The organism is Shewanella sp. M-Br, assembly GCF_036245925.1.
Classification (GTDB): Bacteria; Pseudomonadota; Gammaproteobacteria; order Enterobacterales; family Shewanellaceae; genus Shewanella; species Shewanella oncorhynchi.
In genome coordinates this window covers 32,577-57,476 of sequence record NZ_BJBV01000014.1, presented here as the reverse complement: position 1 = coordinate 57,476, position 24,900 = coordinate 32,577, and the positions used below count along the sequence as shown (strand labels likewise).

At 45.6% G+C, this 24,900-nt stretch carries 24 protein-coding genes; 7 read left to right on the top strand and 17 right to left on the bottom strand.

Features of this window, described 5'->3' with window-relative positions; all coding sequences use genetic code 11:
• Positions 1-69: 69 nt before the first annotated feature.
• From lpxM to pheS, 4 genes are all read right to left on the bottom strand, one after another.
• The gene (gene lpxM / locus AAA952_RS13125; RefSeq protein WP_263205425.1) at positions 70-1,008 is read right to left on the bottom strand and encodes a lauroyl-Kdo(2)-lipid IV(A) myristoyltransferase; all 939 of its coding nucleotides are present in this window, start codon (positions 1,006-1,008) and stop codon (positions 70-72) included.
• Positions 1,009-1,112: 104 nt separating this feature from the next.
• Positions 1,113-1,409 (bottom strand): integration host factor subunit alpha, encoded by a 297-nt coding sequence (gene ihfA / locus AAA952_RS13120; protein ID WP_006081370.1) that lies wholly within the window; start codon positions 1,407-1,409, stop codon positions 1,113-1,115.
• Positions 1,410-1,412: 3 nt separating this feature from the next.
• Positions 1,413-3,800 (bottom strand): phenylalanine--tRNA ligase subunit beta, encoded by a 2,388-nt coding sequence (gene pheT / locus AAA952_RS13115; protein WP_338257613.1) that lies wholly within the window; start codon positions 3,798-3,800, stop codon positions 1,413-1,415.
• A 15-nt stretch (positions 3,801-3,815) separates the two neighbouring features.
• Positions 3,816-4,799 (bottom strand): phenylalanine--tRNA ligase subunit alpha, encoded by a 984-nt coding sequence (gene pheS, locus AAA952_RS13110; RefSeq protein ID WP_006081368.1) that lies wholly within the window; start codon positions 4,797-4,799, stop codon positions 3,816-3,818.
• A gap of 468 nt (positions 4,800-5,267) precedes the next feature.
• Here pheS and AAA952_RS13105 point away from each other — a divergent pair, with 468 nt between their 5' ends.
• Entirely contained in the window at positions 5,268-6,788 is a 1,521-nt protein-coding gene (locus AAA952_RS13105; RefSeq protein WP_106650330.1) for a methyl-accepting chemotaxis protein, read from the top strand.
• Between the two features lie 174 nt (positions 6,789-6,962).
• Here the strand turns inward: AAA952_RS13105 and AAA952_RS13100 are convergent, their stop codons facing one another.
• Together AAA952_RS13100 and AAA952_RS13095 are read right to left on the bottom strand one after the other, a co-directional pair.
• Positions 6,963-7,403: a YcgN family cysteine cluster protein gene (locus tag AAA952_RS13100; protein ID WP_219250509.1), complete on the bottom strand. Its 441-nt coding sequence runs from the start codon at positions 7,401-7,403 to the stop codon at positions 6,963-6,965.
• Between the two features lie 143 nt (positions 7,404-7,546).
• A complete protein-coding gene (locus AAA952_RS13095; protein WP_028760191.1) occupies positions 7,547-7,825 on the bottom strand; it encodes a YcgL domain-containing protein in 279 nt (92 codons plus the stop codon).
• 122 nt (positions 7,826-7,947) lie between these two features.
• Here AAA952_RS13095 and minC point away from each other — a divergent pair, with 122 nt between their 5' ends.
• Genes minC through minE form a run of 3 tightly spaced genes read left to right on the top strand, consistent with a single transcriptional unit; the run spans position 7,948 to position 9,710 of the window.
• Positions 7,948-8,613 (top strand): septum site-determining protein MinC, encoded by a 666-nt coding sequence (gene minC / locus AAA952_RS13090; RefSeq protein WP_006086392.1) that lies wholly within the window; start codon positions 7,948-7,950, stop codon positions 8,611-8,613.
• Positions 8,614-8,640: 27 nt separating this feature from the next.
• Positions 8,641-9,450 (top strand): septum site-determining protein MinD, encoded by an 810-nt coding sequence (minD, locus tag AAA952_RS13085; RefSeq protein ID WP_006086391.1) that lies wholly within the window; start codon positions 8,641-8,643, stop codon positions 9,448-9,450.
• A 2-nt stretch (positions 9,451-9,452) separates the two neighbouring features.
• Positions 9,453-9,710, top strand: coding sequence for a cell division topological specificity factor MinE (gene minE, locus AAA952_RS13080; RefSeq protein ID WP_006081361.1), 258 nt, complete (start codon positions 9,453-9,455; stop codon positions 9,708-9,710).
• A 138-nt stretch (positions 9,711-9,848) separates the two neighbouring features.
• Here the strand turns inward: minE and rnd are convergent, their stop codons facing one another.
• From rnd to tsaB, 7 genes are all read right to left on the bottom strand, one after another.
• Positions 9,849-10,958 (bottom strand): ribonuclease D, encoded by a 1,110-nt coding sequence (gene rnd / locus AAA952_RS13075; protein ID WP_115334811.1) that lies wholly within the window; start codon positions 10,956-10,958, stop codon positions 9,849-9,851.
• A 70-nt stretch (positions 10,959-11,028) separates the two neighbouring features.
• On the bottom strand, positions 11,029-12,702 hold the full coding sequence (gene fadD, locus AAA952_RS13070) for a long-chain-fatty-acid--CoA ligase FadD (RefSeq protein ID WP_263199047.1): 1,674 nt from the start codon (positions 12,700-12,702) through the stop codon (positions 11,029-11,031).
• 204 nt (positions 12,703-12,906) lie between these two features.
• The gene (locus AAA952_RS13065; protein ID WP_263138284.1) at positions 12,907-13,770 is read right to left on the bottom strand and encodes an alpha/beta fold hydrolase; all 864 of its coding nucleotides are present in this window, start codon (positions 13,768-13,770) and stop codon (positions 12,907-12,909) included.
• Between the two features lie 21 nt (positions 13,771-13,791).
• The gene (locus AAA952_RS13060; protein WP_263199051.1) at positions 13,792-14,604 is read right to left on the bottom strand and encodes a class I SAM-dependent methyltransferase; all 813 of its coding nucleotides are present in this window, start codon (positions 14,602-14,604) and stop codon (positions 13,792-13,794) included.
• Positions 14,605-14,815: 211 nt separating this feature from the next.
• Complete coding sequence (locus AAA952_RS13055) at positions 14,816-15,544, bottom strand: M50 family metallopeptidase (RefSeq protein WP_338257600.1); 729 nt, start codon at positions 15,542-15,544, stop codon at positions 14,816-14,818.
• Positions 15,537-15,851, bottom strand: a complete 315-nt coding sequence (locus AAA952_RS13050) for a hypothetical protein (RefSeq protein WP_105252271.1) — start codon at positions 15,849-15,851, stop codon at positions 15,537-15,539. Before AAA952_RS13050 ends, AAA952_RS13055 begins: the two co-directional genes overlap by 8 nt.
• Positions 15,852-15,957: 106 nt before the next feature.
• Entirely contained in the window at positions 15,958-16,671 is a 714-nt protein-coding gene (gene tsaB / locus AAA952_RS13045) for a tRNA (adenosine(37)-N6)-threonylcarbamoyltransferase complex dimerization subunit type 1 TsaB (protein WP_131525918.1), read from the bottom strand.
• A gap of 351 nt (positions 16,672-17,022) precedes the next feature.
• Between tsaB and hemB the strand changes: the two genes are divergently transcribed.
• Entirely contained in the window at positions 17,023-18,006 is a 984-nt protein-coding gene (gene hemB / locus AAA952_RS13040) for a porphobilinogen synthase (RefSeq protein ID WP_338257595.1), read from the top strand.
• 154 nt (positions 18,007-18,160) lie between these two features.
• Here hemB and AAA952_RS13035 read toward each other — a convergent pair whose 3' ends face one another.
• Complete coding sequence (locus AAA952_RS13035; protein WP_263181840.1) at positions 18,161-19,066, bottom strand: bifunctional methionine sulfoxide reductase B/A protein; 906 nt, start codon at positions 19,064-19,066, stop codon at positions 18,161-18,163.
• Between the two features lie 372 nt (positions 19,067-19,438).
• On the opposite strand from AAA952_RS13035, the gene AAA952_RS13030 reads away from it, so the two are divergent.
• Positions 19,439-20,278, top strand: coding sequence for an isopenicillin N synthase family dioxygenase (locus tag AAA952_RS13030; protein ID WP_113939512.1), 840 nt, complete (start codon positions 19,439-19,441; stop codon positions 20,276-20,278).
• 150 nt (positions 20,279-20,428) lie between these two features.
• Positions 20,429-21,370, top strand: a complete 942-nt coding sequence (gene ylqF / locus AAA952_RS13025) for a ribosome biogenesis GTPase YlqF (protein ID WP_011919190.1) — start codon at positions 20,429-20,431, stop codon at positions 21,368-21,370.
• 303 nt (positions 21,371-21,673) lie between these two features.
• Here ylqF and AAA952_RS13020 read toward each other — a convergent pair whose 3' ends face one another.
• From AAA952_RS13020 to AAA952_RS13010, 3 genes are all read right to left on the bottom strand, one after another.
• Positions 21,674-22,051, bottom strand: a complete 378-nt coding sequence (locus tag AAA952_RS13020; RefSeq protein ID WP_338257587.1) for an SH3 domain-containing protein — start codon at positions 22,049-22,051, stop codon at positions 21,674-21,676.
• A gap of 332 nt (positions 22,052-22,383) precedes the next feature.
• Entirely contained in the window at positions 22,384-24,372 is a 1,989-nt protein-coding gene (locus tag AAA952_RS13015; protein ID WP_338257585.1) for a GMC family oxidoreductase, read from the bottom strand.
• Entirely contained in the window at positions 24,369-24,899 is a 531-nt protein-coding gene (locus tag AAA952_RS13010; RefSeq protein WP_338257584.1) for a hypothetical protein, read from the bottom strand. The genes AAA952_RS13015 and AAA952_RS13010 overlap by 4 nt, the downstream gene beginning before the upstream one ends.
• Position 24,900: the final 1 nt, after the last annotated feature.

Here is a 24,900-nt window from a genome sequence, read left to right as displayed (position 1 = left end):
AAAAAAATGGCTTTGAGCAATCAGCGCTCAAAGCCATTTTAAACCACACTATTTCAGTCACGCTACATCTCAGCTGTAGATAGAAACTTCACCCTCTGGGCGCGTCTTGAGAACGCGCAGGAACCACATATACTGCTCTGGGTAAGCTAAGATAACTTGCTCGACCACTTTGTTCAGTGCCAACGCCTCATTTTCTTTGCCCACCATTTCTTCAGGCGCAACGGCCGCCATCACGGTGAGATCAAATTGGCGTGTCGCTTGGTTGTAGCCAATCTTTACTGGCAGCACTTGGGCATTACCCGCCTGCGCTAAACGCCCAACAACAGGTAGCGTTGCCTTCACTGTGCCTAAAAAAGGCGCAAACACGCTTTGTTCAGGACCTAAGTCTTCATCGGGAAGATAAAAGAAACTGTTACCGCGCTTAAGCTCAGCCAATAACGCCCGAATGCCCGCCTCGCGCATATACACATGGCCACCACAACTGCTGCGTACACGATTACTAAACCAATTGAATAAGCCGTTTTTATGGGCTTTGGCCATAGTCACCATAGGCAACTCAAGGTTAAGGCGTAAACCAGCATAATCGATTGGCCACACATGGGGCATGATAAAAATGATCGGTTGCCCAGCAGCCTGCGCTTTAGTCACATGCTCAAAGCCGATTAAATTGACTCGACGACGTAAATGCGCTTTTGAGCGCACCAGCAATTCGCCCTGTGCTAACAACACCAAAACGAAGTTTTGCACGTTCTCACGGATTAACACTTCAATCTCGGCGGTGGATTGCTCAGGAAAGCACGCCCTTAAGTTGGCTCTGGCAACGCTAATGGGCTTTTTGGCAATTGGCATCACTATTTTTGCCAATAATCTTGCAATAGGATCACGCAGCCATGCGGGCATGAGTCCGAAAATCACTAATAGACCAATCACTAACCAAGTGGCCCAGTATCTAGGGTGTAATAAGGCGAGTTTAAAACGACGGTCAAAATGTTTGGGCTGTCTTGACAAAGAATTCACCTCAGACAGTGGATAAAAACAATGGAGATATTGCATGAAAAAATAAACAGGAAAGCCACTCTCTAAGGAGTGGCTTTCCCATCAAACAAACGAAATTACTTACCCGTGTTTGCTGCTTCTACACGAGTTTTCAGCTTTTGGCCGGGACGGAAAGTCACGACACGACGAGCAGAAATTGGGATATCTTCGCCTGTTTTTGGGTTCCTTCCCGGTCTTTGATTCTTGTCCCTAAGGTCAAAGTTGCCAAAGCCAGATAACTTGACCTGCTCACCACTTTCAAGTGCGCCCCGAATCTCTTCAAAGAACGACTCAACCATCTCTTTGGCGACACGTTTGTTCATTCCGAGTGTTTCAAAAAGATGTTCTGCCATTTCGGCTTTGGTAAGTGCCATACTTTAATCCCTCAACGATGCGTTGAACTCGGACTTAAGGGCAGAAACGACTGAACCAACGGTCTCAGCAATCTCTTTTTCCTCAAGCGTACGAGTAGTGTCTTGTAATGTAAGTGCTATCGCCAGGCTCTTCTTGCCAGGTTCAACACCTTTACCTAAGTATACATCGAACAAGTTTATGCCAACCAACTGATTTTCGCCAACTTTTCTTATCAATTTCATTACATCACCTGCAGATACACTCTCATCTACTACGACTGCGATGTCACGACGATTAGCTGGAAACTTAGATACAGCTTGGGCTAGCGGCAAACTGGTATGCAATAAAGCATCCAATTCCAACTCAAAAACGATGGTTTTACCATTGAGTCCAAAAGGCTTCTCCAAACTAGGATGGATTGCACCTATATGACCGATCGCTCGATCATTTCTCAATATTTCAGCACATTGCCCCGGATGGAGAGCAGAATGCGTCGCTCCTCTAAAGCTAAATTCTGATGCGGAAACTGTCAAGCCGATAATTGCTTCTAAATCACCTTTAAGGTCGAAAAAATCAACAGTTTTCGATTCCATAGCCCAATGTTCATCATTTTGGAGCCCAGTAATGACACAAGCGAGCATTGCTTGCTGTCTTACACCGGATTCTGCATTGATATCAGGAACAAAGCGCAGGCCAGTTTCAAAAAGTCTCACGCGACTCTGTTGACGACTTTGGTTGTAGCCAACGGCGGCCAATAAACCGGTGAACATTGACAGGCGCATGGCCGACATTTCACTGGAAATTGGGTTTGGTAACACCATAGCGTCTAAACCAGGGTGAACCAGATTTTGCAGTTTTGGATCGACAAAGCTGTAGGTTACCGCTTCTTGGAAACCACGAGCGACCAATAAGGCACGCACGCGTTTTAGGCTTAAGTCAGATTCTTTATGATCTGACATACGCAGCGCGGCAACAGGCGCCGTATTCGGGATATTGTTATAACCGTAAATACGGGCCACTTCTTCGATCAAATCTTCTTCAATCGCCATATCGAAACGATAAGTCGCGGTAGTGACCTGCCAACTATCTTGGCCCACAACCACACTGAAGCCGAGACGTTGTAGAATTTCGACCACATCTGTGTCTGGTACATGGTGACCTAAAATTCGATCTAACTTGCTGCGACGTAAAACGATTTGTGCAGGTTTGGGTAAATCAGCCTCTGATTTAGCCTCAACTACAGGGCCAGCTTCACCGCCACAGATATCAAGTACTAAACGGGTCGCACGGTCGATAACCTTGTGTTGCATCTCAGGGTCAACACCACGCTCAAAGCGGTGTGATGAATCTGTATGCAAACCTAAACGACGTGACTTACCCAAAATGGCAAGCGGCGCGAAGAACGCACATTCAAGCAGTATGTCTTGGGTCGTGTCGCTCACGCCTGAATATTCGCCGCCAAACACACCAGCAAGGGCTAATGGACGCGCATCATCGGCGATCACTAAGGTATCGCTGGGAATGGTCACTTCGCTGCCATCAAGCAGGGTGATTTTCTCTTCGCCAGTGCCTAAACGCACTTGGATATCGCCTGTTAACTTGGCAAGATCGAAAGCGTGCATAGGTTGACCGAATTCAATCAACACAAAGTTAGTGATGTCTACGATAGGATCGATAGAACGAATACCGCTACGACGCAGTTTTTCCTGCATCCATAATGGCGTAGGCGCTTTAACATTGACGTTTTTAACCACACGGCCTAAGTAACGTGGACACGCTGCAGGCGCGTTAACGTTAATCGTGACCTGTGCATCTGTCGTTGGCGTGACGGCTTGCCACTGTGGCTCAACCACTGTTTGGCGGTTTAACACGCCCACTTCACGGGCAAGACCTACCATGCCTAAGCAATCGGCACGGTTAGCCGTTAAATCCACATCGATAACGGCATCGTTAAGTTGCAGATAATCACGGATATCAGTGCCAAGCGGCGCGTCCAATGGCAATTCGATGATGCCATCGCTTTCGACGTTGATGCCAAGCTCGCTGTATGAACACAACATACCTTCTGATGGCATGCCACGCAGCTTGGCTTTCTTGATTTTGAAATCGCCAGGTAATACGGCGCCAACCATAGCCACGGCCACTTTAAGACCCTGACGGCAGTTTGGTGCACCGCAGACGATATCGATAAGTTCACTACCACCAACGTTGATTTTGGTCACGCGCAGTTTATCGGCATCGGGATGCTGACCACACTCCACCACTTCACCAATCACTACACCGCTAAAATCGGCAGCCACGGCTTCAACGTCATCGACTTCGAGACCGGCCATAGTGATCTGGTGGGATAATGCTTCACGGCTGACTGAAGGATTTACCCATTCACGAAGCCAAGATTCGCTAAATTTCATGCTATTACAGCTCCGTTATTTAAATTGCTTCAGGAAACGTAGGTCGTTTTCGAAAAACGCACGTAAATCGTTTACGCCGTAACGCAACATAGTTAAGCGCTCGACACCCATACCAAAAGCAAAACCAGAGTATTTTTCTGGATCTATGCCAACGCTGCGCAGCACATTCGGATGTACCATACCGCAGCCAAGCACTTCTAGCCATTTACCATTTTTGCCCATCACGTCCACTTCCGCTGAAGGTTCAGTGAATGGGAAGTAAGATGGACGGAAACGCACTTGCAGATCTTCTTCGAAGAAATTACGCAGGAAGTCATGCAAAATGCCTTTCAATTCGGCAAAGTTAACATGCTCATCAACCAACAACCCTTCCACTTGGTGGAACATAGGCGTGTGAGTTTGGTCGTAATCGTTACGATAAACACGACCAGGAGAAATAATGCGTAATGGTGGCTTTTCAGTTTCCATAGTACGGATTTGCACGCCCGAAGTTTGGGTACGCAGCATCAGTTTAGGATTGAAATAAAAGGTATCATGATCAGCACGCGCAGGATGGTGCTCAGAGATATTCAGTGCGTCGAAATTGTGGAAATCATCTTCAATTTCAGGCCCCTGCTTTACCGAGAACCCTAATTCCCCGAAAAAGGTTTCGATGCGCTCAATGGTTCGAGTCACAGGATGTAAGCCACCGATCTCTTGGGTGCGGCCTGGCAAAGTCACATCAATCTTTTCAGCGATTAATTTGGCTTCCAATTCCGAACTCTTCAGACCATCGATGCGCTCAGTTAATTTTTGTTGAATCGCCTGTTTAGCATCATTGACCGCTTGGCCAAAGGCTGGCTTTTCTTCAGGGCTTAAGCTACCCATCATTTTCATCATGTCGGTGATCTTACCTTTCTTACCAAGGTAATCGACACGGATATCATCCAGTGCTTTTAGATCACTGGCCTGGTCAATAATGACTAAGGCTTGTTCTACGATCTCAGTTAACTGCTGCATTTTCTCTTCCACTGCATAGTCGCGCTTGATAAACAAGTGCTATGGGCGCCAAACTTTCAGGCTATTTGGGTGCTCAGGTTATCGGGCGTTAATGCCAGACGCTTTGCTAGCTATAACGAAATAAAAGGATAGAAATTTTACGCGAGCGAGCGGCATATTACTAGGGCTTATTGGGGGTTTTATCATGCAAATTCATGTGTTACCCCAGTTCAGAGCCTGAGTTTTGCTCAAGGTGAAATACAAACCTCGATTCTGACCAAAACAAGTTCTCTATTCAGCCACTAGCAGCACTTGTAACTAAACTGTAAACTAATGGTTGTACCCTGCCAAAATTGCAGCAAACAACACAATAACGACAGCAATTAGACTACATTAGCGATATAAATCATTACAAAACAGAAAACTATCAAGTCTATGGCAAACTGACCGATATACATTCGGTTCACAGCCCATTTTATCGAGGCACTCATGAAAGAAGTAAAGTTTCGCTGGATAGATCAATATCTTATCCATATGACCTTAAAAACTAAATTCGCTATTCTCTCTATCGTTCCCATGCTAATGATTGTTGGGCTGGCGATTTTTCTTGATAACCAATCCCAGCAAACCTTAGTGCAAGGACAGCTCAACGGCCTGCAAAATGCGTCACAACAAATCAACCAAGTCACGGGCACCTTATATAACAAACTACCAGAGCAAGAACGCCAAGCTATCCTTAGCCAGCTAAGCCGCGACATCAAAGGCAATGTCAGCATTATTTCGGTGAATGAGGCCGACAGTAAAGCGCAATCCTTAGCTCGCAGCGGTGGCGGTATTGATAATAGCGGTAAGCTACCTAGAGCTGTGAGTGGCGTTAACGATCAAAACCTGATCACGATTATTCCCTTAGACAGCAAAGAAATTGATGCCCTGCTCGCCAAAGATAACCTGCTGGTTTACGGCCTGATGGCGGCGCTTCTATTTGTGTTGTTTTTATTTAGCTACTACATTTCGACCTTCGTGGGCGGCGCACTTTATACGACAGTGATGGCATTAAAACGGGCCGCATCGGGCGATTTAACTGGGCGTTTAAACTTCTTCGAAGTAAAAGACGAGTTCAGTATCTTAGCTATCAGCATAGATACCTTAGTTGAACGTCAACATCTGTTAGTGAAACAAATCGCAGAATCGACAACAAAAATCCGTGAGGTAGTCTCCTCGTTTCGTAGCACAGCGCAGCAAGGTCAATCTTTGGCGGTGAACCAGAGACAACATTTGGATTCCCTAGCAACGGCAATGGAAGAAATGACCGCTGCAGTGAAGGAAGTTGCCCGTAATGCTGAACAATCTTCAGCTGAAACCCAAGAAGCCAATCAACAGGTTAGCGCTGGCGGTAAAGACATTGAAACCACAGTCAAGGCTATTGACGTGTTATCGGATGAAATTTCTGCGGCCTCAAATGCGGTGGGCGTTCTCAATGACAACGCCAGTAAAATTGATGAAGTGGTGTCAACCATTAATGCGATTTCCCAGCAAACCAACCTACTGGCCCTCAACGCTGCGATTGAAGCGGCACGCGCCGGTGAACAAGGTCGTGGCTTTGCCGTGGTGGCCGATGAGGTACGTACTTTAGCGGGGAGAACTCAGGCCGCAACGGTTGAAATCAAAACCATGATCGAATCACTTCAATCGGGTACTCGCAATCTGACACAAGTGATGTCGCGTACTGTGAATCAAGCCAATGAAGGTAAACAACACGTACTGCAAACGGGTAAAGACTTAGAGTTTATCGCCCACCACAGCAACAAAGTGTTTGAAATGAGTGTGCTAATTGCGACCTCGGCCGAAGAGCAGTCGGCAGTGGCCAACGAGATTGCGACTAACTTAATGGAAATTCGCAACCAATCACACGATGTGGAGCAATCGGCCAACCAGTCGGTTTCAGGTTGTGATGAGCTGCAAGCAACAGCTGGTCAACTTGATCAGTTGATGGTGGGATTAAAAATCTAGTCGAGCATTATTTGATGGAATTTAAATTCACTTAACACCCAAAATGCACAAGGGAGCGATAATCGCTCCCTTGTTGTTTTCATTCTGACGGTCACTTTCCAATCAACAAGTGTCGTTTCAATTAATAAGTTAATTTTCAATCGATAACGCTATGGCAAAATGAATTCACGTCTGTTAATCCACGTCTTTAAGTGGCCATAGCACGATATGATCTTCAATATCCTTTACGCGTCTTTCATCCACCACCTTGCCTTGGATCGACATACCCGCTAAATGCATCGCTTCTTTGGAGCCTGTGAGCAGCGGGTGCCAGCTCGGTAGCTCACGCCCTGCCGCTAGGCGGCGATAGGCACAACTGTCGGGCAACCAAGTTAACTCATGGATATTATCAATCGTGATCACTGTACATTGGGGGACATGGGTGAAACGGTCACTGTAATGCAGACAGCCTGCCGTTTGATGATCAAGCAAAAGGCAAGCTGCATTGGTGTAATACAAGTCTTCGGTTTCATCATCTATCAACTTGTTTAAACAACATTTACCACAACCGTCACACAGGGATTCCCACTCGGTTGTGCTCATCTGCGCTAATGTTTTACTCTGCCAAAATGCCATGATTAACTGTATCTTCTTAATAAAAAACCCGCTCAATGCGGGCTATTTTACACTAATTTGTCGTCAGATACGCAATGCCACTGAGATTAACGAGTGTGGTTTCACGCGCCTGAGCTCATTAGTAGCGTCTTGATGCTACCCAGTTAATCTTTGATCCCAAGGCTCAACTTATGCTCAGCCAATAAATTCACCTGAGGTGGTGGAATTTGTAAATAAAAGCCATTTTCTGCCATTGCCGCTCTGACTTTATGTATATCTGCCATTCCTAACGCGTCCCGTTTAGCGATAGGAAACACCATCACCAACTTTGGCACGCCAAACATTTCCATCAAAGGCACTGGAACATCGTCAAAACAATCTCTTTTCTTCACAAATAAATAAGTATCAGCCTTTCGGCTACTTTTATAAACGGCACATAGCATAAGAATCAAATATCCAATAGTTCAAACTTGCCAGTCAATGGGGCACACTATAACATGGTCGCCTAGTAATTTAATTGTAAAATCAGCGAACCGACTGATGATTTCTGGAGAATAGTGCCGGGATGTCAAAACCTAGCTTAGAGTTAAAAGGCGCTTCTTTTACTCTTTCAGTGCTTCATATTAATAGCAGCGATTTACAAGCTGTCATGACTGAATTAGACCATAAATTGGCACAGGCTCCTCAGTTTTTTCTGGGTGCTCCTTTAGTCGTCAATCTGAGTGCCATTCAGCACGACAGCTTGAATTTAAGTGCGTTAAAGGATCTGCTGATCTCACGTCAATTAGTGATTGTTGGTATAACGGGCGCGACAACCGTACTCAGTAAACAGGCTAAAGACTTAGGCCTTGCCATAGTCAAAGCGGGAAAACAGAGCAGTACCCCGCCGCCGGCCCCGCGCCAAACTAAAATAGTGAAGCAAAATATTCGTTCAGGCCAACAAGTCTACGCAAAAAATGGTGATTTAATCATATTTGGTGCGGTAGGCAATGGCGCAGAAGTCATCGCAGATGGTAGCATTCATATCTATGGCGCATTACGAGGGAAAGCCATGGCAGGCGCCGCGGGCGATACCAGCGCCGTTATCATTGCCCACTCTCTGGAGGCCGAACTCGTTTCAATAGCAGGGCAATATTGGCTCGCTGAAAATCTACAACAACATAGCTCAGATAAAAGCGGCTGCATTCGCCTAAACGGTGAGTCGCTTATGGTTGAATCATTGCCCCTCTAAATGGCAGAACAAAGGATAGAGAGAAACATGGCACAAATTATTGTTGTCACTTCAGGTAAAGGCGGCGTAGGTAAAACCACATCGAGTGCTGCAATTGCGACCGGTCTTGCCATGCAAGGACACAAGACAGTCGTTATTGATTTCGATATAGGTTTACGAAACTTAGACTTGATCATGGGTTGCGAGCGTCGTGTTGTTTATGACTTCGTTAATGTGATCAATGGTGAAGCCAATTTAAATCAAGCGCTGATCAAAGATAAACGCTGCGATAAGTTATTCGTTTTACCCGCTTCACAAACCCGTGATAAAGATGCACTGACCAAAGAAGGTGTTGGCCGTGTTTTAGACGATTTGGCCAAAGACTTTGAGTTTATTCTGTGTGACTCTCCCGCAGGGATTGAGCAAGGCGCTATGATGGCATTGTATTTTGCCGATATCGCCATTGTGACCACGAACCCAGAAGTCAGCTCAGTGCGCGACTCAGACCGTATTTTAGGTATGTTGCAAAGCAAATCACGCCGCGCAGAACTGAATCTAGAGCCGATAAAAGAATATTTACTCTTGACTCGCTATTCACCGAGCCGTGTAAAATCGGGCGAAATGTTGAGTGTTGACGATGTTCAAGAAATTCTGGCCATTGAGCTACTCGGCGTTATTCCTGAGTCACAATCTGTACTGAAAGCCTCTAACTCAGGCGTACCTGTGATTATCGACCAAGAAAGTGATGCAGGTTTAGCCTACAGTGATACAGTCGCACGCTTACTGGGTGAAGATGTACCAGTACGCTTTATTACGGAAGAAAAGAAAGGTTTCTTACAACGGATATTTGGTAGCTAATTATGTCTTTACTCGACTATTTCAAAAGCAAGAAAAAGCCTAGCACTGCGGTAATGGCTAAAGAGCGCCTACAGATCATTGTGGCTCATCAACGTGGACAAAGGGACACTCCCGATTACTTCCCGCAGATGAAACAAGAGATCATCGCCGTTATTCGCAAATATGTGCAGATTTCTGATGATCAAGTTTCTGTGCAGTTAGATCAAAACGACGCGAACCTGTCGGTACTCGAACTTAACGTCACTTTGCCTGACAGATAAGTCGATTACGCAAAAAGCGTCATCTTCTGTGGAAGATGACGCTTTTTGTTGGCTGTTTTTCCGCTATCGGTAAGTTTTAAATACTGCGCATAAAGTACAAGACTTCACGCGCAAGATTTAAATACTAGATCAAAAGCTTTAGACCTCAAGCTTAGCTAGGGACTCAGCGGCAATCTCGCCCCGCCATCCGCATAACACCGCGGGCAAATCCCCTTGTTGCTTATCCCAACGCCATTGCAAAAACTCATGGATATGACGTTTAGAACCGAGCATTTCCTGCGGCACATCATGCTGTTCGCATAACTCAACTAAGCAGCTTTTAATCGCCTTAAAGGCCGATTTATAACCTGATTTTAACGCCAGCACATCCACTAACTCGGGTAAATTGACCAAATCAGCGGTTTGCAGCACACGTAATAGATCTTTGCCGTGGATACGTTTTTCTTGCTCAGTCAAATCATTGAGCTTAAACAAGTCGGCCGAGGATTTAGGTTGCTTCTTCGCTAATGCGATAAGACCATGATCTTTAACCACAAAACCTAGAGCTAAATCACGCACTAAAGCTTTTTCAAGACGCCACTTAGCAAGCACTTTAAGGTAAGCCAATTGGATTTCGGTCAGTTGGAAAGCATTTTTCACTTTCAAATAAGCCGTGTCGAGATCAGGATCGGCAAGCCTGCCCTGAGTCATCCTCTCCCCTTCCTCGTATAACCAAGCTAAACGCCCTTGGGCGCTGAGTTTCGCTTCCAGTTGAGGATAAAGCTGATACAAGTACAGGACGTCATTAGCGGCGTAGCTTAACTGTGCTTCCGTTAAAGGACGGCGGATCCAATCGGTACGCGACTCGCCTTTATCGATCACTTCGCCAAGGCAAGTTTCAACTAACTTGGCATAACCTACACCATGCCCCATACCACACAAAGAGGCGGCAATTTGGCTATCAAACAAAGGCGTAGGCTGACATTTACCATAGTGGGCAAACACTTCTAAGTCTTCACTGCAGGAATGCACAAGCTTAACGATATTCGGGTCCGATAACAGCGCCCAAAACTGGGCTAAATCAGGTAAAGCCACAGGATCAATCAAAGCTAAGGTTTTACCATCATAAGCTTGGATCAAACCTAACTTGGCATAATAAGTACGAGTACGAACAAACTCGGTATCTAACACGAGTATCTTACTCTGTTTATATTGGGCAACGAGGGCATTAAGGCTTGCTTCATCACTCACATATTGAAACGCTGACAAATTCTTCTCCAGATCCTGTGGGTCAATCACAGTCCATAAAAACAAAAGCCGGCAAATGCCGGCTTCAATCTTACGCGCGCTTAGCTTCGTCTCTAAGCTCTCGTCGCAAGATTTTACCCACGTTGGTTTTAGGTAACTCGTCCCTAAATTCTACCAGCTTCGGCACTTTATATCCCGTTAAATGAATACGGCAGTGCTTAATGATGTCTTCAGCGGTTAAAGATTTATCTTTTGCCACCACAAATACCTTCACTAACTCGCCACTGGCGTCGTTTGGCACACCAACGGCAGCCACTTCAATCACTTTTGGATGAAGTGCGACCACTTCTTCGACTTCGTTAGGGAATACGTTAAAGCCTGATACTAAGATCATGTCTTTCTTACGGTCGACAATATAGAAGAAACCTTTCTCATCCATATAACCAATATCGCCCGTAGCTAACCAACCGTCAGTGTCGATCACTTTGGCGGTTTCTTCAGGACGTTGCCAATAGCCTTTCATCACCTGAGGACCTTTACCGAACAGTTCACCGGTTTCGCCTTGGGCTAATACCTTGCCGTCATCATTACGGATTTGGATCAGTGTCGAAGGTGCAGGAAAACCAATTGAACCGTTATAACCGTCTAAGTTATATGGACAACAGGTTAATAAGGGTGAGGCTTCCGTCAGACCATAACCTTCAAGTAAACGGGTTTTAGTAATGGTTTGCCATTTATCCGCCACGGCTTTCTGTACCGCCATACCGCCACCGATAGAGAGTTTTAAGCGTGAGAAATCCAACTGGGAAAAATCATCACTGTTCACTAAAGCGTTAAATAAGGTATTCACCCCAGTTAATGCGGTAAAAGGATACTTTTTCAACTCAGCCACAAATCCTGGGATATCGCGAGGATTGGTGATGAGTAAATTCTGACTACCTTTGTGCAAAAACAGCAGGCAATTCACGGTCAAGGCGAAGATGTGGTACAGCGGCAAGGCCGTTACGACAAACTCACTGCCATCGTTTAAAGCGGGAGAATATGCACCATCGGCCTGCAATACGTTTGCGACAATATTGCCATGGGTCAACATAGCGCCTTTAGAGACCCCAGTGGTGCCACCTGTGTATTGTAAAAATGCTAAATCATCGTTAGTGACTTCAGGTTTGATGTATTGCATGCGACGACCCGTTGATAAGGTATCGCGCATTGATAAAGCATGGGGTAAATTGTATTTTGGCACTAACTTCTTAATGTACTTCACCACAAAGTTCACTAAGGTGCGTTTTGGTGCACTTAATTGATCACCTAAACTGGTGATAATCACGCTTTCAACGGGAGTTTGATCGACCACTTCTTCTAAAGTGCGGGCGAAGTTTGACACCACCACAATGGCTTTAGCGCCAGAGTCAATCAACTGATGTTTAAGCTCGCGCGGTGTATAAAGTGGGTTAACGTTAACAACCACCATACCTGCACGCAAAACACCAAACAGTGCAATGGGATACTGCAACAGGTTTGGCATCATCAAAGCGACACGGTCGCCCTTTTCAAGCTTTAATTCATTTTGTAAATACGCAGCAAATGCTCGGCTGCGTTCTTCCAATTTACGATAGGTTAGCGTGGCACCCATGTTGATAAATGCAGGTTGATCTTCATACTTAGCCACCGCTGTCTCGAACATGTCGACAAGCGATGAGTATTGTTCCACATTAATTTCAGCAGGCACATCTTCTGGCAAATGATTAATCCAAGGCTGATCCACTACTCTCTCCTAAATCCCCACAACTGCGGAAACAATATCCATACAAGCGTCAAGACTCGATAAATACCGAGTTAAAATACCGGCTTACATTTTATAGTTATTAATTTACTCGTCATAAATCATACGAGCGTTTTAATTTTGATCATCATCACATAAAAAAAACAAAAAACCTAGCGTCTTTTTTATACCCATATAAGCAACCTATTAAACGAATTTGCGGATCAAACGTGCAACGCCTTCGGCATTGTCCATATGCACATGATGATCGCCCTCAATTATGTGTTCAGACAAATGCTTGAACCACGTTCTGGCCTTAGGTATCGCGCTCTGCAACTGACTAAATCCCTGTTTGCCACAAATTAATAAGGTTTCGACATTGATGTCCTGCATCAAGGCATCAACTTGGGCGAAGGTTAATCGTTGGGGTGAATCTAATCTTAATCGAGGATCACTACGCCAACCTATGCCATCACCTTCGGGCTGCATATTACGATCGAGCAACAAACGACACCAAGGTTCGGCAAGTCCTGTTAAATGTGCCCTCGCCCGCACCGCAGTATCTATACTGTCGTAAATCTTTGCCTGCCCATGCTTCTGAGTTAAATACTTCTCATGCTGATAGAAGCTTTTTTTCAATCGCGCCTTAGCTTGCGTTGGCAACTCAGACAAGGGGCTTAACGCTTCAATCAATACCAGCTTGTTAACCTTTTCGGGAAACGTCGCCGTGTAAGCTGAGGCGATAATACCGCCAAGCGAATGCCCAATCATTGCCGCTGGCTTTTGCGGTAATGCCGTTAACAACGCGTCTAAATCATACAAATAATCAATCCAATGCAGCGGATAGTGTCCCGGCCTATGTGCAGAAAAGCCGTGTCCCGGCCAATCAATGGCAAGCACTTGATAATCAAGTAAATGCGCTGCTAAGGGTTCAAAACTGTTGGCGTTATCTAACCAACCATGTAAGGCAAGTAATAAAGGTTTATCCTTCGCCCCCCATAATCGGCCCGCGACCGTAATATGAGGTAATACAAATTCAATTTGATTTTTGGGGGCGAAAGATTGCCACATAATGCCTCTGATGTCAGGTAATTAAGATGATTTTTTGACAAATTTAAGTGTCATACGGTCACTTTCACCGATCGCTTGGTATTTTTCTTTATCGGTATCACCCAAGGCAAAAGAGGGCGGTAGCGTCCAAACACCTTTGGCGTAATCTTTCGTATCTTTGAGGTTCGCATTGATTTCTGCACTTTCAACTAAGGTAAAACCTGCTTTTTTGGCTAAAGCAACCATAGCCGCTTGATCCATATAGCCAGTGCTGAAGTTCATTCCTTCGTTGGCTCTATGCTCTACCACGCCAAAGATACCGCCGTCCTTCAACACTTTATAAGACGCGGCAAACACGTTTTCCAGCTGATCTGTCGATGCCCAGTTATGTAGATTTCGGAAGGTTAATACCAGATCAGCACTACCGTCAGCGCCTAAATCCATCTTATGTGGAGGATCGAAGGTTACAATCTTAGCATTGCCCATGACGTCTTTATTGGCCGTCATCCACGCAGCATACTTAGTGCCAGCGTTCGCGCGATAACGATTTCCGGGAGTATCTGTCGCAGGAGCCGTTTCGAAACTGGCTGCGATATATTGGCCCTCTTTAGCAAGATAAGGCCCTAATATTTCACTGTACCAGCCATTACCCGGCCAGAGTTCAATCACAGTCTGTTTTGGGGTAATGCCAAAAAAAGTTAAGGTTTCAGCGGGATGACGATAAACGTCACGACTGGCATTTTTAGCCTGACGAAAATCGCTTTTTAAGACTTTATCTAAGCTTTCATCGGCATAGGTAACACTCGAACATAAACCAGCAAGCAGCAGACTGGCAACTAAGGTGACTTTTTTCATTGTAATTCTCCATGGATACCGAAGGCTTAACCTAGCAGCCAATGGCCAAAAATCCAAGGAATAGAAGTCGGAAAACTAAGCTTTAAGCGACATAAGTGGTTATAGCTCAAAGTGATGAGCAAAATCACCTTTACCTAAATCAACAAAGTTCAAAGCAGAAAAAAAGATGGGGAAAACACTAGACGACTGAGGCATTAAACAAGCTTGAGAACTAACGGCTTGCGGCATTATCTACGCGGCGCCACGCAAAATACAAAGCGCAGGCACTGGTTAATAACCATAATCCCACCCAAATCCACGCGGGGATCCAAGAACGCTCGGCCAACATCACTGCATCACCTTGACCATCAAGCCCGAGCAACACAGTCGGACTCGCAAGTGCATTAAGCATGATCATCAAGCCAATAATACGCAAAAACTGAGTCAATATTTTGTTTTGACTGAGTTTAAGCGGTAACAACAAAATAATAGTCAGCACAGCTAAAATCGCTAACGTGAGAATATCCCTGCCCCAAAGCAAGCCGCTTAGCACGACTAAGGCACCTAGCAAGGCAAAACTCACGCGGATCCCCTTTGGCCAAGTCGCTAATAAATAGATTAAATATCCCCAACAGGCTGCACCAAAATACCCAGCAAAGCCAATAAACATCGGCGAGCCGCCTTGGCTAAAACAAAATCCTGCGCCGTTTGGAAACAACTGAATATGGCTGACCACGCCCGAGCTTAAAATCGTTGCAATACCATGGGACAGTTCATGAAAATAGCTTTCAAGCCATTTAAACGGCACGCTCAAATAGGGAATTCGAGTTATCAATAAAGCTAAAACTAGCTCGATAATAAACAAACCACGGCTTGGCACACCACTTGTGGCTAAGCCTGTCAGTTTAGAAGAGGAAAATCGCGAGGTTGAACGAGAAGACGTTTTTTGATGCTCAAGCATACAAATCCACACCCACCATTTGCTGAATTTCATCGCGTTTGGCGGCATGTTGGGTTTGTAAATATTGGGCAATCGCTCCCTGATGACCGCGAGTATCTTGCTCATACTCGAGGTGCGCACCAAGCCTTGACTGTAAATTTCCCGCTGCGTTTTTACTTTTAGGCTGAGTTTCTAAACTAAGGGCTTCGACGGCATTTTGCTCAATCACTGGGCGTGACGATTCAGGCGCAGTCAGCCCCTGAGCGATAGCGGGTCTATTACTCGCTACAGCATTCGTCAAACTCATTTGATTCACATTAACTTGCATCAAGAAGCCTTAAGTTTGCACTATCCATCGTTAAGCCATTCATCGTAAAGAATGCTTAGTATCAGTTGCCTGAGATTCTATCGCAGATACTCAAGCAAAGAACAGCTTATTCACGGCCGGGTAACTTTTTCCATGTGACTGTATCACGTAAATACACAGGTTCAAGCTCATCGACCGAGGTTGTCAGTCCAGCTTTTATGCCTGCTTCAGCCAATATCAGCATAGCCTTTGCATCGGGATATTTCACGGCCTCGAGAGCTAAAATCCCCTTGCCGAGTGCCAGCAAATCGGGATAAGCATCAAAACCTGTGCCGCAGCCCACAATTGGCGCTTGAGTATCGAGCTGAAGTTGTACGTCCGCAGGTGAACTGACCACTTCTTTACCGACAAGCGTTGCAATACCGTCAACGGCCACAAACTGGCCCCAATACACTTCGCCCATGCGCGCATCAATGGTGCACAAAACTTGCTCGGCTTGATGCTCGCTAATCGCCATTTGTGCCATTGCCGCTAAGGTTGAAATACCAATCACAGGCAAATCTAACCCCAGTGCCAGACCTTGCGTCATGCTAGTGCAGATGCGGATCCCCGTAAAACTGCCAGGGCCTCGTCCGTAAGCAATCGCAGTCACTTTATCTAAGCGAATGCCCGCTTGCTTGAGCACTGAATCGACCATAGGCAGCAGACGTTGACTGTGTTCACGCGGTGCATCGGCAAGTTCAGCATAAATCTGACCTTGGTATTGCAGCGCAGCTGAGCAGGATTCGGTACAAGTGTCTAAGGCAAGAATACAAGCAGAGTGTTCATGTGTTATTGTCATTTCAAAACCGGATTAGCGGGCAAGATTTCGCATCAAATTTACATAATCTGTATTGCGCGAATATGCCATGAGAAAACTGGCGCAAATAATAACATCAAATGCCCGAAAACAAAGGGCTAAGCAAGCAACTCAGCTAAAATAGCGCTCGCATGACATTCAGTCGCAAATCTGGACGAGATGGATTTATGTGATCTAAGTCAATGATCAATAAACTCATTAATGAATATAGCTCGCTTGGGGAAACTTTTTCAACTTTGATTGTCAGAGCAGAAAAGTAAGGGGCGAATTTATCCCTTGCCATTCCCTTAGTATTGTACGATTGCTTTAACCCGCCTTCGATAAGGACATTTCATGTTAAACACGCCTCCATTGCGTCGCCTAAGACGCTTACGTAATTCAGAAGCAATGCGCGATCTACTGCGCGAAACCCATATTTCGCTGAGCGATCTTATCCATCCCCTGTTCATTGAAGAGCACATCACCCATGCCGTGCCCATCTCCACGCTACCTGGCATCAGCCGCTTACCTGAGAGCGCACTGGCGGGTGAAGTTCGCGAGCTTTATGCCCTCGGGATCCGCTATGTGATGCCCTTTGGGATTTCCCACACTAAGGATGATAAGGGCAGCGATACATGGGACGACAATGGTTTACTCGCCCGTATGGTGCGCACCATTAAAGCTACCGTGCCTGAGATGATGGTAATCCCCGACATTTGTTTTTGTGAATACACAGATCACGGCCATTGCGGCGTAGTTCACAATAATGAAGTCTGCAACGACCTCACCGTCGAAAATTTAGTTAAGCAATCGATAACAGTCGCCAAAGCGGGCGCTGATATGTTAGCACCATCGGCCATGATGGACGGTCAAGTAAAAGCCATTCGCCAAGGGCTCGATGCCGCAGGTTTTGAACATGTGGCGATTCTGGCCCACTCGGCAAAATTCGCCTCTTCCTTCTACGGTCCTTTTAGAGCCGCGGTTGATTGTGAACTCAGCGGAAATCGCAAGGGATATCAACTGGATTATGCTAATGGTCGTCAAGCCCTGTTAGAAGCCTCATTAGATGAAGCCGAAGGCGCCGATATCCTGATGGTTAAACCTGGCACCCCCTACTTAGATGTGCTCAGCCGTTTAAGACAAGAAACCCACTTGCCACTCGCCGCCTATCAAGTCGGCGGTGAATATGCGGGCATTAAATTTGCCGCCCTTGCGGGCGCGTTGGATGAGCGTGCTGTGGTGACTGAAACGTTTATCGGCTTAAAGCGGGCGGGTGCAGATTTGATTGTCAGCTATTACACCAAACAATACGCCCAATGGTTAACTGAAAGCCGATAGTTGCGTCGGTAGCTAATCAAAAGTTACGCTAATCGTTAAACCGATAGCTAAGCGGCTTGTTAAGAGAACAACTAGGTTTTGCACTTTAGAAACCCCATAAAAACGCCACCTTTATCGGTGGCGTTTTTGTATTTAACACCTTGTGCTAAATCGCTTAAGCCTTCTGCAATCTTGCAAACAAGGCTTTCACTTTTTCCACTTTAGGACGCACGACCATCTGACAATAGGGCTGCTCACCGTGTAAAGCGAAGTAGTCATTGTGATAATTTTCAGCGGGATAAAAAGTATCAAACGCTGAAACCTGGGTCACTATCGGCGCATCAAAAACCTTGGCTACTGCTAACTGAGCAAGCATAGCGGTAGTTTGCTCTATCTGCTCAGCATTATGGGTAAACACCACGGAACGATATTGTGGCCCCTTATCATTACCTTGACGATTAAGCGTGGTCGGATCATGGCTCTCAAAAAAGACCTGTAATAGCGTCGTAAAATCAATTTCCTCAGGGTTGAACTCGATATGCACAACCTCAGCATGGCCGGTTTGGCCCGAGCAAACAGATTTATAATCGGCATCATGGGCTTCGCCGCCGACATAACCTGAAGTGACATTCACCACGCCCTTTAGGCTTTTAAAAATCGCTTCGACGCACCAAAAACACCCTGCACCAAAAGTCGCAAAGTGATTCGGTGCTGGTTCAACAGCATCATCCATCCCTTTGAACACCATAGATACGGAGTTAACACAGTGACGGATATTGTTAGGTGTTAACATTTCACCTTCAAAGACATGCCCCAAGTGACCGCCGCACTGGCTACAAACAATCTCGGTTCTGCGGCCGTCAGCGTCTATATGGCGGGTTACAGCGCCGGCAATTTCATCATCGAAGGCAGGCCAGCCACAATGGGCATTAAATTTATGCTCAGAGCGATACAAGGGGGCATGGCATTTTTTGCATAAATACAAACCCTTAGCATCGTGCTCATAATACTCACCACTAAAGGGGCGTTCAGTGCCTTTCTCTTCGATAACATAGCGTTCAAAATCGGTCAGTTTATTCATATTAATGCCCTTTCGACTCACGTCGTTGTGTATTTCGATATTCTTTGATTAAGAAGCTGATTTATAAGGAAGCCAACATAAGACCCACTCCAAGCAAGATTTCTTGCACTCGGCTTCAAAATGCGGCTGACATCAATCCAATCACAACAAATCTAATGCCCATACTAACGGATTTGGTGACTAAAATCTTACCACTCAAGTAAGTACTAATATAAGTGCTCATATTAAGTACTCATATAAGCGACTGCATAAATGACGGAAAATACGGCAGTTGATCCAGATCACAGTCGCTGAGTATTTGCACCCACATCAGCGCACGGCTACACTTGCTGCGGGTCAATTTACAACTAAATATAACAAGTAGAAACCAAAATGAAATTAGAAACCATTGATTACCGCGCTGAAAACAGTGCCCAGCAATTCGTTGAATCACTTCGGGAAACTGGCTTTGGTGTTTTATCTAATCATCCGATTGATAAGCGCTTAGTTGAAGACATCTACACCGAGTGGCAAGCCTTTTTTAACTCAGAAGCTAAAAACGATTATATGTTTAAAAAAGAAACCCACGACGGTTTCTTCCCTGCGTCGATTTCTGAAACTGCCAAAGGCAACACAGTCAAAGACATTAAAGAGTACTACCACGTCTACCCTTGGGGCCGTATCCCCGATTCACTACGTGCCAATATTCTCGCCTATTACGACAAAGCCAACGCGCTGGCCGCTGAGCTTTTAGAGTGGATTGAAACCTACTCACCCGAAGACGTAAAAGCCAAGTTTTCGATGCCATTGCCAGAAATGATCGCCAACAGCCAAAAAACCTTGCTGCGCATTCTGCATTACCCGCCGATGACGGGCAGTGAAGAAATGGGCGCCATTCGCGCCGCAGCACATGAAGATATCAACCTTATCACAGTGTTACCTGCAGCCAATGAGCCTGGATTGCAAGTGAAAGCCAAAGATGGCACTTGGTTAGATGTTCCCAGCGATTTTGGCAACATTATTATCAATATCGGTGACATGTTACAGGAAGCCTCTGGCGGCTATTTCCCATCGACGTCACACCGCGTCATCAATCCTGAAGGTACGGATAAAACCAAGTCGCGGATCTCTTTGCCGTTATTTTTACATCCAAACCCTGCTGTAGTGCTATCGGATCGCTATACCGCTGACAGCTATCTGATGGAAAGATTGCGCGAACTCGGGGTGATCTAAGCCTTAATTCAGCCTATTAATCCAAGCAACAATCGCAAGAGACAGTCAAGGATTAAGCGATTAAAGCGCCTTAGGGCGCTTTTTTTATGACATTCGCCACCTTCAAGGTAGAATAGCCGTTCTTTAAGTTATTTAGGACAAGGCGTTATCATGGCAATTCAGTGGTATCCGGGGCATATGCACAAGGCACGCAAGGAGATTGAAGAGGCAATGCCTCAGGTCGATCTTGTTATCGAAGTGCTGGACGCGCGTATTCCCTACAGTAGCGAAAACCCCATGGTGGCTCAGCTTCGAGGCGACAAACCTTGTATCAAACTGCTCAATAAATCTGATCTGGCCGATCCAGAGATCACCGCACAATGGATTGAATACTTAGAGCGTGAGCAAGGCGTCAAAGCCACGGCGATCACAACGCTGCAAGCGGCAATGGTGAAAAAAATCCCTGATCTCTGCCGTAAGCTAGTGCCAAGTCGCGATAAAACCGAAAAAGACATTCGCACTATGATCATGGGGATACCCAACGTTGGGAAATCTACCATTATAAATACCTTAGCTGGCCGTGTTATCGCCAAAACTGGTAACGAACCTGCGGTAACCAAAACCCAGCAACGGATCAATTTACGTAACGGTATCGTGCTGTCGGATACCCCGGGTATTTTATGGCCCAAAGTGGATAACGAAGCGAGCAGCTATCGCCTTGCCGTCACTGGTGCAATTAAAGATACGGCAATGGAATATGAAGATGTGGCCCTGTTCGCCGCCAAGTATTTCTTAACCGCTTATCCAAAAGAGATTTGTGAGCGTTATAACTTAAGTGAATTACCCAAGGATGATGTCGCACTTCTCGAGGAAATCGGCCGCAAACGTGGTGCGCTGCGTCCCGGTGGTCGCATCGATATGCACAAGGCATCAGAGTTATTACTGCATGAATATCGCTCGGGGAAAATAGGCTTACTCTCGCTAGAAACGCCTGCGATGGCAGAGCTTGAAAAGATTGAAGTCGCCCGTATCATGGCCGAAAAAGAAGCAGAGAAAGAAGCCAAACTGGCAGCAGAGAGACTTAAACGTTCAGGCAAACGTCATAACGACTAGTCAGCCTGTCACTCTGCATTTGGAATATAAGGCGCATAGTTTGTTAAAGACGTTAAAGACAAGACGCTGATGACTTTTATATTCCAGCTTATGGCGCTCATTCATCAATGTTTAAAGTTAAAGCCAGTATATTGAATATACTGGCTTTTTTATTATCTGAAACGAAACTTTCGCGTTAAAAAACACTTTTACGCCAATGACTTCTGCGTGCCTGATATAAGCTCTCAATATCAGCCAGTCATCATCCTCTTGGCACAATACACCAAGGAGCCATCTTGGGTTTGACTGCACAGCAAAGGTGCTTTAGTCGCGGGATAGATCGACCACTTCTTTCAAGTTTTCTAATGGTACCCACCCTGATTCTTCACTGACAGCTTTTATACACCATACCCAGCCATTCAACATTCGTGTGCCAATGAGTTGTTCCCTTTCATGCACATTAAGTTCTCTTGCCGTATAGTCCTCAAGCGCCAGCCCGTTGGCATTTTTTAGGCGCTGAATCACTTGACCAGGAACCCAACCAGCATCTTGCCCTGGCGTAGTGCAAAGGAACCAGAGATCCCAGCCTTCAGGACCTGCATATTTTTCTCCAACGGTAAGAGGATCACCTTTTTTGAACGTAATGGGGTTAGGAAACTCACTTTCATGTGGATTGACAACGATATATTTCTTAGTAGTCATGTGTTCAGCTAACCTTTTGATAAGTATTTGTGAACGTTAAACTTATTGGCTTATCAAAGCACGCCTAATTAACGCATTGTTTGAATGAAACTTATCAGTTTTCTATCAAACATACTATCCGACAACACACGCATGCACAGTTTTCAAACCAATTATCAGCATAAAAACTGTAATATTTTGATTTTAAATACGATGACAATAAACTGCATTGTGAGTAGGAAAATGCCAGTTAGCGTAATATGAAGGTATATTCAGTTAGCCAAAAACCGCGCCAATTTGCACGCGGTTTTCAATGGGAATTAACAGCAAGCTAATGAATAATTACAACTTTTTTAACTTATTTTAAGGTCTTCCAAAACATGATCTGCAGCCTGGAATGCCAACGCTGCCAAAGTGAGGGTTGGATTACCCGTTGCAACCGTTGGAAACACTCCGCTACCGACTAAAAACAGATTGCTATGGTCCCAAGATTGCTGACGAGGATTCACCACCGACGTATCTCTGCAGTCCCCCATTCGATACGTCCCCACAATATGTCCAGCACCGTAAAACGTAAAATTATGGCCCTGATATTCAAAATTATTCGACGTTACTTGACTCTTATCACCATAAAATACCGGCGCAGGCGGAGCCTTGGTATATTCCCGCGCATCAAGGGCGTCAAAGAGTTTGGTCGAAATATCTTTAGCCGACACGAACGCATTGCGCACATAATCTTCGCGGACTCGATAGGTTAATTTTGGGCGCGGTAAACCTAAATTATCAGTCAAGGTCTCAGACAGTTCGACACGGTTTTCCGGATCAGGCAATTGCTCAATTAGATAGCCCATACGAATTTGCCGTGTGTAAATACCATTCAAGGTATTCACCAGTGAGGCACCAAATAAGACGCTATTCGCAGACATGGCGGGATCAAACCGTAATGGAGTCCCCTGCTGATTGACAGAATCCCCATTTAATTGCGAATTATTTTGTCCAAATACAAAATCAGCTAAGGTCGTGAATGGATCATTTGCTGCCCACTGCCAACCTTCATTGCCGATTTCAATACGATAGGCGGCACGGTCTTTACGAAAGGCGCCATCACGTAAACTTTCGATACCCGCAGTAGATAAAGGCCCCCGAAAACCGTAGACAGGATCTTTCGCCAAACCCCAGGCCAAATACATAATGTGATCCATCAAATTACGCCCCACTTGATCGCTATGGTTGGCGACGCCGTTTGGACAGGCTTTATTACGTTTAGACATGAGCAATAATTTTGGCGTCTCAATCGCGTGAGCTGCAATCACATATTTTTTACCCGTAACGGTACCGCCACCCGTCGCTATCCCTCCGTGAGTTTGATAGGTCACATAATCAATACCAACAACATCCTTTGTATTTTCATCCACTTGAACATTTGTCGCAACATGACGATAAAACACATCAACATTGCCGGTTTGCAATGCTCGCCCGAGCGTCACAGTGGCATCGTATTTGGCTTGGATAGGGCAAATAGGAATACAATTCGTATTCCCCGCACATTGACGGCGTTCACCCGGTAATGAATTGCGCCCCTGGGGGGTTGGCGTAACTGATAATTGAATATTGTCGTACACCATATCGCTCACAGCTTGTTCATATTGTTGATCAACTAAAGATGAAACAATGCCAGGCATTGGGTAATCGTAATTCGGCCCATAAACACCATCCGGTGAAACATTAAATCCGCGATAAAGCTGATCCATCGCCTCTTTGTCACCGGCGACGCCAATCTCATTGGTCGCCTGTTCATAGTAAGGAACCAGCGCCTGATAAAATTGTTTTCCACCGGGCCAATCCACACCCTGCTTATACTGGGTTTGCAACTCAAAATCATTGGGCAATAAATGCAAACTGGTTCCTAGCCAATGCCAAGTTGTGCCGCCGCCAATACGCTCATAGGAACTAGCAAAAGCAAACTTTGCTTCAGGGCTGTCAGGTTTCAAATGTTCAGGCTGCGGCGTGTAGTCGAAATAACATTGCTTTGGATTACGCCATGCGCCAATTTGCAACACGGTATAACGCGGCACATTTTCCTTCGCAGGATCAGGCAGCCCGAGTGGATTATCCGCCGTCGATGCAGCTGGATTTTGCGTAGTAGGAGGATAAGGTGATTCAGGTGTTTTGGCATTGGCTTTAAAAAAGGTTTCCATGTAACCACTGCGGTCAACAGGCACTTCCAGCCCTGCTTCGAGGATTAATACTTTTTTCCCCGCCATCCCCAATTGATAAGCCATGATAGAGCCGGCAATACCTGATCCCACAATAATGACATCGTAATTAGTTTGAGTGCTCATACAGCACCTCCTTGATGACCCGTATATGCCGACAGTGCAGCGGGTGGTTTTGCCCAATAGCCATAGCGATAATTTGAATCCCCCATCGGATGAGCCTGCATAACTTGCCAGACTAGACCCGTGGTATAACTTTTTGCCGAAATCATATCGCTAACCGTGGTTTCCTGCTCTGTATCCGTCGCGGGAATGATGGTTGGCCATGCACCTGAGTACCACATAAAAATTAATTTACGACAGGCCAACACAAAATTAGCCCCGTTATCAGGCGCCAGCATTTGCGTGCCAATTTGTTGATCTGATAATTGCTGCGCTTTTAACGCCGCAAATTTTTGCAGAATAGTTGTAACTAAAGTTGGGTCCTTCGATTCTTCGGTTATTTTTTGCGTAAACACGGCTAAGTATTCGGATTTAATATCCACGGGATCCAATGTCGGGGCAATAATACTGGTAGCAAAGCCGGTTAATACCGCGCTCAAACCAATAAAATTATTCATAGTATCGGCAGTCGCGCCTGTAATATCAGTCATG